Genomic DNA, 13,271 nt, shown 5'->3' with positions numbered 1-13,271 from the left:
AATGTTCAGTGTTAAATGTTGAACGTCTTCCGTCGCGTTAGTTCGCCCGACCTCAACTATCCAAAAACTCGCTACAATGCCTGATTCATCCCTCCCCCCCCCCCCGCCCGCCGTGCCAATCGCCATCCCGCCCGGCGGCGTGCTGCTCGGCCTCGGCTGCGACATCATCGAAGTCGAGCGCGTGCGCGGCGTATGGGAACGCCAGGGCGACCGCTTCCTCAGCCGCGTCTTCACCGACGAAGAACGCGCCTACTGCCTTTCGATGAAACATCCCGCCAAACACCTTGCCGCGCGCTTCGCCGCCAAGGAGGCCGTATCCAAATGTTTCACCACCGGCATCGGTGCCGAGCTCGGCTGGAAATCCATTTCCATCCATCACGGCCCGCGCCACGATCCGCGCGTGCGTCTCGACGAACGCGGCGAAGCCCTTCTGCGACACATCGGCGGCACCCACGTGCTCGTGTCGCTTTCTCATTGCGACACATCGGCGATGGCCGTCGCAACCATCGTGCGCGCCCCATAAGCCGGAGCCCGCGTCTGCGTCCGTGTCCGCGTCCGTGATCGAACACTACAGCCATTCGCCGTATTTTTTGATGTATCGGCGTTTTACATACTGCATGAGCAGACAGTAACCGCCGACAGTCGCGGCCAGGAACAGCCAGTAGCCGGGGGGCAAGGCTTCGAGTTCCACGGATCGACCCAGCGCGGTGAAGGGCAGCAGGCAGCCGACCGCCAGAACGAAGCCGGTCAGCAGCAGCACGGGCGGCGCGGCCTTGGTTTGCACGAAGGGAATTTTTTCGGTCCGCACGAAGTGCATGATGAGCGTCTGCGTGAACAGCCCGGCGACAAACCAGCCGGATTGAAAAAGGTGTTCCTTGTCCGGCGTATTGGCTCCGAAAATAAACCACAGCCCGAGAAACATGATAATATCCAAAAGTGAACTGACGGGTCCGACGCGAAGCATGAAGCGCGTGATGCCGGAGGCGGACCATTTGCGCGGGCGGCGCAGCCAGGACTCATCCACGGTGTCCCACGGCATGGAGAGCTGGGCGAAATCGTAGAGGAGATTCTGTATGAGGAGGTGAATCGCCATCATCGGGAGAAAGGGAAGCACGAGGCTGGCGAGGAGCACGCTGATGGCGTTGCCGAAATTGGCGCTCGTGGTCATCTTGAGGTATTTGACGATGTTGCCGAAAACCCGGCGGCCTTCGACTACGCCGCGTTCGAGCACGATGAGGCTTTTTTCCAAGAGAATGATGTCGGCGGCTTCGCGCGCGATGGCGGCCGCACCTTCCACGGAGATGCCGACGTCGGCTTCACGGAGCGCTGGTGCGTCGTTGATGCCGTCACCCAAAAATCCGACGGTGTGTCCGGCGCGTTTGAGGGCGGAGACGACGCGGGCCTTTTGCACGGGTTCGAGTTTGGCGAAGAGCGTGGTGCGGGCGGCGGCGGCGGGAAGAGCGTCGTCGTCGAGGGCGTCGATATCGGAGCCGGTCAGGATGTAGGCAACGTCGAGGCCGACATCGCGGCAGATGCGGCGGGCCACGGGAACGTTGTCGCCAGTGAGGATTTTCACCGCGACACCGTGGTTCTGGAGAAGGCGGAGGGCGGGGGCGGAGGTGTCCTTCGGCGGATCGAGGAAGGCGATGTAGCCGGAGAGAATGAGGCCGGTTTCGTCGGCGGCGGTGAAGGGCCCGGAGCGGGAGGCGATGGCTTTATAGGCAACGGCAACCACACGCATGCCATCGTCGTTGAATTCGTCGCGCAGGGTTTTGATGCGGGCGCGGACGGCGTCGGTCATGGGTTGAATGCGCCCGCCGATGTCGATGTTGTCGCAGATGGAGAGCATCTCTTCGACGGCCCCTTTGCAGACGAGTTGGGTAGGACCGCCGCCGGGACGGCGGATGACGACGGACATGCGGCGACGGGCGAAATCAAAGGGGAGTTCGCCGACAAGCGTGCAGGCGGCGGCGGCTTCGCGGAGACCGAGCAGGGCGGCCCGGTCGATGATGGCGGTGTCGATGAGGTTTTTGAGGCCGGATTGGAAGCGGCTGTTGAGGTAGGCGTGCTCAAGGACGCGACGGTCCGGGCGGCCTTCTGGGTCGAAATGGCGGAGGAGGACGGTCCGGCCTTGGGTGAGCGTACCGGTTTTGTCGGTACAGAGGACGTCCATCGCACCGAAGCTCTGCATCGCCCCGAGGCGTTTGACGATGACCCGGTGACGGGCCATGACGACGGCACCGCGGGCGAGGTTGGTGTTGACGATCATCGGCAGCATCTCGGGGGTGAGGCTGACAGCGATGGCCACGGCGAAGAAAAAGGATTCGAGCCAATCGCCCTGATCCATGCCGTTGAGGAGGAAGACGACGGGGACCATGGCGAGCATGGCGCGGATGAGCGTGCCGCTGACTTTGTTCACGCCTTGGTCGAAGGCGGTTTCGGGTTGCCGGACATGCAGCGTGGCGGCAATGGCGCCCAGCCGGGTGCGGGGTCCCGTGGCAAGAACGAGGGCGGTGGCCTTGCCGCTGACGACGCTGCTGCCCATGAAGGCGTGGTGGGGCGAGTCCAGGTCATCGGCGGGAGAGACGGCGGGAGAGGCGGCGCGAGCGGGGTGGGGGCGTTTCTCGACCGGCATGGATTCGCCGGTGAGAGGGGACTGGTTGATGAAGAGCGCGCTCGAATCGAGAAAGACAACGTCGGCGGGAATCATGTCGCCAGCGGAGAGTTGCACGAGGTCGCCGGGAACCAGTTCCTCCATAGGAATCTCGGCGGGCGTTGGCGGCGGGCGCAGGTTGGCCGGACCGGAGAACAAGGACGGATGGCGAAGAACGGTGACGGTATTGCGCACGAGGTTGCGCAGGGAATCCGTGTGCACGCGCGAGCGGTATTCCTGCCAGAAGCGCACGCCGGTCGCCATGACGGTCATGGAGAGCATGACGGTGGCGGCCTTGAGATCGTCCGTCAGCCAGGAGATGATGCCAAGAAAGAGGAGGACGTAGTTGAAGGGGTTTTTGAAAGCGTGCCAAAGCAGCGAATACCAGGCGGCGGTGGAGCGGGGGGTGGCGATGTTGGGCCCGTGGAGAGCCAGCCGGGCGCGGGCTTCGTCCCAGCCAAGTCCCTTGCTGTCCACGCCTGTAATGTCGTTTTTCTGCATCAGTTTTCCGACAGACTAAACGGAGTGGATGGAAATAACTATCGCATTTACGACAAGCTGGCGGATGAGCGTCATGCCCGGGCCACCCCGACGGACGGGGCGCGGCTCGTGTTGAGCGTTTCAGTTAGTCCGGCGGAAGCGGGCAACCACACGCCAGAACAGGGTGGTGAGCAGGCGCAAGGGATGCGTCAGTGAAACCCAGAGATTTCGTGTCTTCAGGAAATTCTCATACCAAGCCGCCTGTTCCGGAGGCAGGGGGGAATCGCCGTGGCGTATCCAGCCTTTGATGACAGCCGAGCGGTCAACGCGCTTGAGGATGTTTTTGATGAAGCGGGGCAAAAACCGGATGCGGAGGGCGGATTGGAAATCGATGATGGTGGGGCATCCATCGTCGCCGACGAGGACGTTCCCGGTGTTGCGCATGTCGAGGTGCACGATGCCGCGTTGATGCATGGCCTGGACGAGTTGGTCCCAGCGCTGAAAAAAGGCGGCGGGGAGCTTTCGTCCGGCTTTGCTCATGGCGCCGACCGAGGCGCCCGGAATGCAGGTGTAGCAAAAGGTAAATGGACCGAGCTTGTGCGCATCGGTGACGATGCCGCGTCCTTGAAGGTCTTTGAGAAAGTGAATGACGCCGCATTCTTTGGATACGAAACGGCGGCCCATGACGTGGCGAAACCACCAGACGCAACGCGAGAAGTCCTTGACGATGAGATCGCGGCTGGCGTCGGTGTAGCGATAGACGTTGGCATTGCCGTAACGGCCTTGATAAATAATCGAGACGTGACGGGGGAGAAACGGCGGTTCGCCATCACGGAGGGGGTGGTGGCGGTTGAGAAGCCCGGCCACATGGGCGGCAAGTTGCTGGGGTGTTGCGAGTCCTTGGGGTGCCTTGGGCGAAGCTGGCTTGTCCAGGGGGCGGGGCCGGGACGGCTTCGAGACGACGCGGGTTGGTGATTCGGTGGCGATCATGGCAGTGGTTTCAGGCAGGTGCGCGACAGGGCGGCGTCTTGTGACGCGGAGGGATATTATGGATACAACCGCCCCCCCCGGGGGGGGGGGGGGGGGCGGTTCGTATTCATGAGGGGATGTTGCGTTAGAACTTGAACAGAACGCCAAGCCCATAGGCGAAGTCGCCTCCCTCGATCCATGTGGCGCGAGCGGTCACGGCGATTTGGGAGCTAAGCCAGTAAGCGGCCTGCGCCGTGCCGCTCCAATAGTCGGTGATGTGATTATCAAGCCCGTCCGACCAAGTGGCATACGCCAGGAGGCTCAAACTCGAGGTGAGAGTATATTCGCCGCCAGCGCGGACACGATAAAACCAATCGTCCTTGGCAACGGCATCGCCCCATGTGTAGCCGAGGTCGCCGCCGGCGAAGACCCGAAGGCTGGCGGCGGCATCGTACCAGGCATTGATGCCGGCGGTGGCGGTTTGCTCTTCCTGACTGGTATGACCGTCTTCCCAGGCGTAATTGTAGCGGAAGAGGGCATCGAAATTGGCGGCAATGGGCAGGTTGATGCCGAGTGCGCCGCCATGGTTGATGTTGGAGCTATCGATGTCGAAGTACTCCGCCTCGGCGGTCGCATAACGCTGTCCCAAGAGGGACGCGGTGTTGTTGTTGCGGGTGATGCTCTGCGCATGGAGCGCCCCGACTGAGATGACTGTCAGAAACGTTGTGACAATGAACTTGTTCATGGTTGGTTTGTTTAGTGGTTTGACGCCAGCCCTATGAACACGAAGAGGCGCAAAGGACTGGCATGGTAGTCCGATCGGGATGAGAGACCGACCGGGTGGTTCATCCGCCAAGATGCGCCGTCCGAAAGGGGCGGACAATAACCCGAACCTGACGTTTTGTTCAGGTTGGCTGATGCGGAACGAGAGGCAGCCTCAGGGTAAAACAGGTGCCTTGGCCGGGGGTGCTGTTGAGCGTGATCGTGCCGTGCAGGCGCTCGATGGCGGTGCGGGCGATACAGAGGCCCAGCCCCGACCCGGCGCCGGAGGTATCGGCGGAATCCTCCCCGTTGCGGGAGCGGCTGGCGTCGATGCGATAGAAGCGTTCGAAGATGCGGGGTTGGTGCTCGGGCGCGATGCCGGGGCCTTGGTCGGCGATGTCGATAAGCAGGGTGGGAATGGAGGCCGGGGAGAGGCGGGCGTCCACGCGCACGGTGGACTGCGGAGGCGAGTAGCGGATGGCGTTGTGGAGAATGTTGGTGAGGGCGTGGTCGAGGATTTCGGGATCGGTGGTGAGGGTAATCGCGGGGGGGCAGTGGAGTTCGATGCGTTGCTGTTTTTCTTCGGCGAGCACGTGGAGGTTGTCGCAAAGCGTGGCGAGGTGCTCGGCGAGTTGCAGCGAACGATGGCGGAGAACGAGGTTGTCGTTTTCGAGCCGGGCCAGACGGAGAAGCCGCTCCAGGAGATTGTTCATGCGAAGGGCGTCCTCCAGCATGGTCTCAAGGGCGCTGCGGAGTTGGACGGGGTTGGCGATGGAATGCGGATCGTCCCCGGCGGCGCGGAGCGCGACTTCGCCGGTGGTGCGCATGGCGGTAAGCGGAGTGCGGAGTTCGTGGGCGGCGTCGGCGGTGAAGCGCTTGAGTTCGGCGAGGACGCTGTCATGCCGCGCGGTTTCGCGGCGAAGAAGGGAGGCCAGTCCTTCCAATTCGGCGGGAAGCACCCGGGTGGCGGTGACGCCGGTCGCGGTGGATGACAGCGTCGTTACCGCGCGTCCTCCCAAGCGCCCAATTTCGCGCAGACACCAGCCAGCCACAAACCAGCCGCCAACGAAAAATACAGCGAAGGCGAAGAGGGTCGCCGGGATGATTTTCCCTTGCTCCAAATTTTGGATACCGATGGTGCGCGCAACGATCGCGAGCAGGAAAAGGAGCGCCCCGGCGGCCATCGCCCCAAAGGCAAAGGCGAGTCGCGCGCGTAGTGAAAGAGATCCCCACCAGGCTCTCATGAGGTGCGACTTTCGTGTTCCGGATTGGCGGATGTCTCCGATGGCGCGCGTGGCGAAGCGGAGGAGGAGACGGCAGATGATGCGGAGGAGCGGAGCATGTAGCCGAGTCCGCGCAAGGTGTGCAGGAGTTTCTCCGCGCCGGGGCTGGCTTCGTCGATCTTGCGGCGCAGGCGGGCGATGTGGACATCGATGACATTGTCGATGGGAGTGGCGCGGTTGTTTTCCCTCCAAATCTCGCGGGCGAGTTGATCGCGGCTGACGGCTTCGCCTTGGTGAAGGCTGAGGTAGGACAGAAGATCGAACTCGCGGGGAGTCAGGTCGATGGTGCGCCCGGCGCGTGTGACGAGCCGTGTTTCGAGATTGATGGCGAGGTCGGCGACCGAGCGCTGCCAAGGCTCGCGGGGAGTGGTGAAGCGGCGGAGCAAGGCACGCACACGGGCGAGCAGTTCGGCAAAGGCAAAGGGCTTGGCCAGATAATCGTCGGCACCGGCCTCCAGTCCCTGCACGCGATCGTCGATGGCATCGCGGGCGGTGAGCAGAAGCACGGGCATGCGCTGGCCGCGCGCCCGGAGACGTCGTAGCAGGGTGATGCCGTCGATCCCCGGCAGCATCCAATCCAGAATGACAAGATCGGCGGGCGATTCGGAAGGATGGGCAGCGAGCGAGGCATCGGCTGCACCACCATTGGACGCAGTGCGCACCTCGAAGCCCTCTGCGGCAAGCCCCGCGGCAAGGCTGCGCGTGGTGCCGTCATCGTCCTCCACAACGAGAATGCGGTTACGGTTCATGGATCGATATTGGAAAAAGAAAAACAAGAGTAGCCCATTGGAGTCAGGGCATCAATCCCGCTCGTACCGGTAACGGAAGGCACGTATTCTTCTACACGCGCACCTCGAGCGTCACATTGGCCGGAGCCTGCGCCTCGCAACGCACACGTCCATCGGCGCGTCCGCCCTCGCGCCAGGCACGCACGCGAACCGGCCCGCGAATCGTCGGCACCACGCCGCACGCCTCCGTCAGGCCGCCAAGCTGCGGCGCAACGAGCACGCGCCCGTAACCCGGCTCCAGCGGGCGCACCCCGAGCACGTAGCGTCCCACGATATTGCCCGGCACCGCGCCCCAGGCGTGGTTCCAATCCTGATTCGGCTTCAACGACTGATCCCACGCCTCCCATGTGATCGTCGCATCGTGAGCCAGCATGTTTTGCCAGCTACGCAGTCCGCCGCCTGACATCAACGCCACCGCATGATCCGCCTCGCCCGCCTCAAAAAGCCCCTCCAGCAAAAACTGCGCCGGATACACCGAACACGCCATGCCACGCGATTTCACGTAAGCCGCCACGCTCGCCCGTCGTGCCTCCCCCCCCCCCCCTCTGACGCGAGCCCGAATGCGAGCGCGAACAAGTTGCCGTGGATCGACACATGATCGCTCCCCTCTCCATCCACGTACACCCCGCGAGTTCGATCAAAGAACACCTCGTTAAACCGCACGCGCACCACCTCCGCCCGCCGCTCGAACTCCACCGCATCCGCGTCGTGCCCCGCCGCCCGCGCGATCTTTGCCATCACGACCAGCGTGCGATAATGGAACGCATTGATGACCGTGTTGACATCACGAAAATCAAACCCGTCGCGCTCGCCCGGAGGCCAGTCCACCAAGTCGCCCACGTCCGTCCGCTTCGGCTCCACATCGCGCAGGCAGCCCGTTGCCAGCAGGCCGTCCGCCCGCGCATGCTGGAGCAGCAGTTTCTCGTCACGCAGGCAGGCGTAATGCCGTTTCAATGACCGCGCATCGCCCGTTGCCTCGTAGTCGGCCCACGCCACGAGGATCGAATGCTGTTTCCATTCCGTCGGCCACGTCGGGTGCGACAACAGATATTCGTGAGTCCGCCGCGCCAGCGAAAACTCCCGGTCCACCGCGTAATGGCAAAGCTGGTTGATGTAGGCATCCGCCTCGTAAGGAATCCGCTCCCGGTCCCCGTCCACGTAATACCCCGCGAACGACGTTGCCTGGATGCTGTAACGGCACAACTCCCACACCCGGTCCAGTTCCGGCGACGAGGAACGAAAGGACGCAGCGTATTCGTTGAACGGATACTGCACGCGCACCAGCGTCGCCGCGTGCAGCATGACCGCGGCCGATGGCAACTCCCGCGGCACCTCCACCTCCGCAAATCGGAATGGCAACACCACTCCCAACGCCTCCGGCAGCTTGATCGCCGCGGGCCTGGTGCTGTTGCGCTCATCCGCCTCCGTCTGCACGCGATAGGTGTGCCGTCCCGCGCGCACCCGCAACGACGACTCCGCATAACGCACCGATCCCGGCGGCATCCGGTCGAGCACGCCGCCACGCGCCGCCTCGCCCAGCCTCACCGCCAGCACAATCTCCCCTCCCCCCCCCCCCGTGTATTCAATTTCCAACTCCAGCCACCCGAACGCCTGCCGTCCAAAATCCACCGTCCACCCGTCCGATGCGCCCGCGACCACGCGGCTCAAATCCCGCTCCAGCCGCGCCGGCGGCACGCGCACCGTTTCCAGCGGATACACGCTCATCAACTCCCGCGCGCCGTTGGCCCCAATCGCCTCGCCCGCGTCGCCGGCCACGGCAAACACCTGCTCCTCCGACCACGGACTCGCCTCCGACTCATCCATCGCCGCCCCATCCGCCCATGTTCGCACCTGCCATGCATACCTCCCACCACGACGTAATCCCCCTCCCCCCCCTGCAAACTCCACATTGACCGACTGCGCCGATGCCACACATCCCGAATCCCACACCGTTGACCCCGAATGCTCCCGCACGCGCACCTGATACGCCGCCTGCGCCGGACCGGACTCCCCGCCATTGACAATCCACCCAAACGTCGGCGCCGTCGTGGCTATCCGGGTGCGTTCGGGATGCGCCAGCAAATCGCACAGCAACCCCGCTGGTGCCGCATGGCGCGGGCGGGAGGCGCTGGAAACAGGGGAGGAATTTGCAACGGAAGCAGGCGATGGAGCGGGAGACGAAGACGTTATCATGGGTTGGTCGGGAACAAAATTGTATGATGGAGATGGAAATTGCCTCTCTTATTTTACCGGAAGCCTGCTCCGCTCCCACCTTCATTTCCGGGCCGTCCGCCAGCACGATCAGGTCACGCTCGCCCACTTGTCGCCGGACCGGACCCGGCACCGGATTTGGAGGTGCTTCATGACGAAAGCGCAATTTGGTGAAAAAAACACTTGAAGTCCGTGCGTGAGCTTGGACATTCGCCCTTCCTCTTTTTGGTAGGATACTCAAGTGGCCAACGAGGGCAGACTGTAAATCTGCTGGCTTACGCCTTCCCTGGTTCGAATCCAGGTCCTACCACCACTTTAAGAAAGCGGTTTGAAAAAAGAGCGAAAGCGGGCAGGTTTGCCGCCTTGTTCTTTGATCCATCCCGGCTTTTGCGCCGTCGGATACGATCACTCGATTTTCGGGGGTGTTCTGGATTCGACCCATGATTGGCGCGTAGAGCTGCCCTTCGAGAGTTGAGGGTCTCTCGTTAAATCCCCTTCAAAACAAAAATAAACGGCACTTACGAAGAAATGCCCCTGGCAGCCTAAATACGGCTCCTCGTTCGCCCGCTGACACCTGCTAGGTGAAGCGAACGTCGATTAGCAGGCACGTTGGACCGGGCTATCTGCGGCCGGACCAGCCTCTCTTCATTCCGTGGGTTGGTTGACGCTTAAGCGCGTGCAGTCGCGTAACGACAACGAGATAAAAACGGCACTATAAGGGTAGATGTTTTACGCAAAGGTTACGGGCACGCGGGTTCAACTCCCGCCACCTCCACCATTTTCCCAGGCGACATGCGAGTTTTCCATTGGAGAGCGGGTCTCCTGACCCGCCGACGACGCGCAGCGTCGCCCATCCGGAACCGGAAGGGCGCGGCTGCGCCGCGTCTGGCGGGTCGGGAGACCTATACGCGCTAACATGTTTCGTTTTTTTCTTCATTTTTTGATTCAAACCAGCCTTTTAAATCTAAAAATCGCTGTTTTCTGCTGAAATAATCTCAAGAAATGCGTGGCGATTGAAAAGATGTTAGCGCGTATAGGTCGGGAGACCCGCCCTCCTTGGCATTGTCCGTGTAACGTCAGTTAATCAGGTCACTCACGCGAAGGCCTGCACTTCGTAAACGCGCGCTCCGGCGGCTCCGTTGGTGGCGAGGACTTCGATTTCGAGTTTGGAACCGGTCATCGGTGTAGCGAGTGTATGGATACGTTTGCGTTGCCAGTTGCCCGTTACTTCGGCGATCACTTTGCCGTCGAGCTTGAGGCGATAATCTTTAACCGTCTCCGGTTGCGCGGCGCGCACACTGCGGCTCGTGTGGCTGTCGCTCATGGAAAGGATCAGTTCGCGTTCAAAACCGCTGTCGAAGGTCACATGCACTTCGCGGATCGCGGCGGGTGCGGCAAGGGCGAGCGTGAGCGTGGCGGGCAAGGCGGCGGATTCCCAGCGGTGAATGCTGTCCGTGTCGCCCGTCCAGCGGGCGGATGCGCCTTGCGAGGCGTCCAAGGCAAAGCTCGCCTTGAGGTCGCGCGGGGTGCCGTCGAGGACGTTTGTAGCGGCTGCGCCGATACCAGTAACTTCGCTGGTAGCTGAGGCTTTGACATTGCCGGCGCGCAACATGTTCGCCGGATCGGCGTTGGTCGGGAGCGACGGCAGCCAGGCGTCGTCGCGTTGGAGACGACGCTGGAGTGCGATGATGTTTGCCTTGTTTGCGGCGAGGACGCGCAGGTCGTTGGTTTTGTCGTCAGACTTCATCCAGAGCGCGGCGGCGGTGCCGATGGCCTGGCCGCCGATGGCGCAGGTTGCCATGACGCGTGTGCTGGCAAAGGCAACGTGCGTGGCGCTGATGTTGCGACCGGCAAAGAGCAGATTGCCAATGTTGCGCGAGTGGTAGCAGCCAAAGGGAATCGTGTAGATGTGTTTGAATTGCGTGGGTGTGAAGGGACGTTCGTCGGGCACGTCCACGCCGGAGGGCGGGTGAAGGTCGATGGCCCAACCGCCGTAAGCGACTTGATCGTCGAAAATGCGTCCGCCGAGCACGTCCTGCTCCTTGAGCACGTGCGCGCCGAGGAAGCGGCGGCTTTCGCGTTTGCCGGGAATGGGCGCAACCCAGTCGAGCGCCCAGTTGGCGGAGTTGGGATGGTCGCCGGAATTTTTAATGTAATCCCACACGCCAAGCGTGATGCGCAGGAGTTCGTGGCGGATCTTTTCGTTGTCCTTGATCGTGTCGAACTGGCCTCCCCATTCGAACCACCAGTAGCCGTATTCGTAGCTGTTGATCGGGCGGTATTTGAAATCGCTCTTCTGGAATTTACGCACCCACGAAGGGGCGATGAAGGGCTGCGGTTTGTCGTATTTGCGTCCTGTAAGGAGAATGGAACTACCAAGCGTGTGCTTGTCGGCGATGTCGCGCGCGAGCGTTTCGTTGTATTCGGATTTCGCTTCGCGGCCCACGTGGTAATCCGCGCCTGCCTCGACGCCGAGGCGTCCGTCGCCGGTGCAATCGGCAAAAAACTTGGCGCGGATCGTGAACGCGTCCTCCGTCGGGTGGCGCACGGCGTGGGCGGCGGTAATGATGCCGTCCTTCACCTCGGCGCCGGTGACGATGGTGTCGAGGAGGAGCGTGATGTTGGGTTCGAGTTTTACCTTTTCGTAAAGGAGCAGATCCCATTGCGCGTAACAGCGGTGGGGATTGCGCACGGCGTCGTCGAGGCGGAGTTCCTCGATGATGCCGGACTCGCGGAGGCCGGGTTTGCCGCCGTGGCAGTCGGCGCCGACGATGTGCATCTTAATTTCGCTGGAGGCGTTGCCGCCGAGCATGGAGCGGTCCTGCACGAGGACGACGCGGGCGCCGTTGCGAGCCGCCGCGAGAGCGGCGCAAACGCCGGACATGCCGCCGCCGGCGACGAGAAGATCGGTTTCGAGAACGTGGGTCTGCATGGGAGAAAAACAGGACCGTGGAGCGGGGCTTGCGCGAGGGCGAGCCGCCCCTTAGTGAAATCGTTCACTAAAATCCGTCAAAATCATGCAACCATCCGAAACCCAGACCGATGAGAATGCACAAAGGCCCTGCGCCACACTCAAGGACGTGGCGCGCGCCACCGGGCTTGCCGTGTCATCGGTGTCGTATGCCCTGCGTGGAGCGCCCAACATCCCGCCCGCGACGGCCCAACGCGTGCGCGAAGCGGCGCGCCAACTTGGCTACCGACCCAATCCCCGCGTCGCCGAATTGATGGCCAGTGTGCGCCGCGGTCACGCGCTGCCGACCGGCGAACGCATCGCGCTCGTGTGCGCGGAGGGCACGCGCGCAGACATGGCGGTGGCGGGTGGATTTTTCGACAGCGTTGCCGCGGGAGCGCGGGCGCGGGCGGCAGAGGCGGGCTACGCACTGGAGGTTTTTTGGCTGGGCGACATGAGCGGACGCGCAGAACGCCGGACCGAACGGCTGGCCTCGATCATCCGGGCGCGAGGCATCACCGGCATTGTATTCGCTCCAGTGGTACGGCACGAGGACGTGACGATCACCTGGCCGTGGGCGGACTTCTCGATGGCCGTGATCGGCACCGCCGAATGGCCGGTGGCGCTCTCGCGCGCGGCGCATTTCCATTATGAGGCGATGGAGGGGGCGTTGCGCCGTCTGAGCGAAGGCGGCGTGCGCCGGCCCGCCGCGATTTTTTCGGGCGACATCGACGAGCGCGCCCACCGGAGCTGGAGCGCTGCCTGGCTGGCGCATGGCCCGGCGGGGGCGGCGCGACGTCTGCTCATGACGAGGCGCGACCAGCACGGCCGTCAACTTCAGCTGTCCACGCTCGCCGCCTGGCTGCGCAAGCTGTCGCCCGACGCCTTGATTTTGGACAACGGCGGCACGCTCGCCGCCGCGCGCGCCGCGGGCTGGAACGGTGCGGCGGACCGGTCGGTGTTGCTCTCGTGGCATCCCGGGCAAGATGCGCACGGGATCGACCAGCGTTACGACATCATCGCGGCCAACGCCGTTGACCTCGTTGTCGCGCAACTCCTGCGCGGCCAGCGCGGCGTGCCTGATTTCCCACGAAAGCTGATGTTTCCCGGCGTCTGGCGGACGGGGGATGCCGTGTAACCCGCACCTTGCACACGCGTTGCGATTCGAGCGTTGA

10 protein-coding genes, 1 tRNA gene and 1 other RNA gene are annotated in these 13,271 nt (G+C 62.9%); 4 read left to right on the top strand and 8 right to left on the bottom strand.

Going from position 1 to position 13,271, the window contains the following annotated elements:
• Window positions 1-142: 142 nt before the first annotated feature.
• Window positions 143-523 (top strand): holo-ACP synthase, encoded by a 381-nt coding sequence (gene acpS, locus OBACDRAFT_RS15765; RefSeq protein ID WP_345777636.1) that lies wholly within the window; start codon window positions 143-145, stop codon window positions 521-523.
• A 45-nt stretch (window positions 524-568) separates the two neighbouring features.
• Here the strand turns inward: acpS and mgtA are convergent, their stop codons facing one another.
• From mgtA to OBACDRAFT_RS30810, 7 genes are all read right to left on the bottom strand, one after another.
• Complete coding sequence (gene mgtA / locus OBACDRAFT_RS15760; protein WP_052362105.1) at window positions 569-3,154, bottom strand: magnesium-translocating P-type ATPase; 2,586 nt, start codon at window positions 3,152-3,154, stop codon at window positions 569-571.
• Window positions 3,155-3,274: 120 nt separating this feature from the next.
• Window positions 3,275-4,123, bottom strand: coding sequence for a hypothetical protein (locus OBACDRAFT_RS15755; RefSeq protein ID WP_043587239.1), 849 nt, complete (start codon window positions 4,121-4,123; stop codon window positions 3,275-3,277).
• 124 nt (window positions 4,124-4,247) lie between these two features.
• Window positions 4,248-4,847: a hypothetical protein gene (locus OBACDRAFT_RS15750; protein WP_043587237.1), complete on the bottom strand. Its 600-nt coding sequence runs from the start codon at window positions 4,845-4,847 to the stop codon at window positions 4,248-4,250.
• Window positions 4,848-5,007: 160 nt separating this feature from the next.
• Window positions 5,008-6,108, bottom strand: a complete 1,101-nt coding sequence (locus tag OBACDRAFT_RS15745) for a sensor histidine kinase (RefSeq protein WP_043587236.1) — start codon at window positions 6,106-6,108, stop codon at window positions 5,008-5,010.
• Window positions 6,105-6,896, bottom strand: coding sequence for a response regulator transcription factor (locus OBACDRAFT_RS15740; RefSeq protein WP_052362104.1), 792 nt, complete (start codon window positions 6,894-6,896; stop codon window positions 6,105-6,107). Before OBACDRAFT_RS15740 ends, OBACDRAFT_RS15745 begins: the two co-directional genes overlap by 4 nt.
• A 91-nt stretch (window positions 6,897-6,987) precedes the next feature.
• On the bottom strand, window positions 6,988-7,437 hold the full coding sequence (locus OBACDRAFT_RS30815) for an alpha-L-rhamnosidase-related protein (RefSeq protein ID WP_269799076.1): 450 nt from the start codon (window positions 7,435-7,437) through the stop codon (window positions 6,988-6,990).
• A complete protein-coding gene (locus OBACDRAFT_RS30810; protein WP_269799075.1) occupies window positions 7,434-9,128 on the bottom strand; it encodes an alpha-L-rhamnosidase-related protein in 1,695 nt (564 codons plus the stop codon). The genes OBACDRAFT_RS30815 and OBACDRAFT_RS30810 overlap by 4 nt, the downstream gene beginning before the upstream one ends.
• Before the next feature lie 245 nt (window positions 9,129-9,373).
• Here OBACDRAFT_RS30810 and OBACDRAFT_RS15730 point away from each other — a divergent pair.
• A tRNA-Tyr gene (locus OBACDRAFT_RS15730) sits at window positions 9,374-9,459 on the top strand.
• A gap of 105 nt (window positions 9,460-9,564) precedes the next feature.
• Window positions 9,565-9,924, top strand: a transfer-messenger RNA (tmRNA) gene (gene ssrA / locus OBACDRAFT_RS26750).
• A gap of 315 nt (window positions 9,925-10,239) precedes the next feature.
• Here ssrA and OBACDRAFT_RS15725 read toward each other — a convergent pair.
• Window positions 10,240-12,078 (bottom strand): FAD-dependent oxidoreductase, encoded by a 1,839-nt coding sequence (locus tag OBACDRAFT_RS15725; protein WP_043587234.1) that lies wholly within the window; start codon window positions 12,076-12,078, stop codon window positions 10,240-10,242.
• 85 nt (window positions 12,079-12,163) lie between these two features.
• Between OBACDRAFT_RS15725 and OBACDRAFT_RS15720 the strand changes: the two genes are divergently transcribed.
• Window positions 12,164-13,234, top strand: a complete 1,071-nt coding sequence (locus OBACDRAFT_RS15720; protein ID WP_043587232.1) for a LacI family DNA-binding transcriptional regulator — start codon at window positions 12,164-12,166, stop codon at window positions 13,232-13,234.
• Window positions 13,235-13,271: the final 37 nt, after the last annotated feature.

The organism is Geminisphaera colitermitum TAV2 (assembly GCF_000171235.2).
In the GTDB taxonomy this organism is placed as follows: domain Bacteria; phylum Verrucomicrobiota; class Verrucomicrobiia; order Opitutales; family Opitutaceae; genus Geminisphaera; species Geminisphaera colitermitum.
The sequence above is the reverse complement of the archived record's forward strand: the minus strand, read 5'-3'. Positions and strand labels throughout refer to the sequence as shown.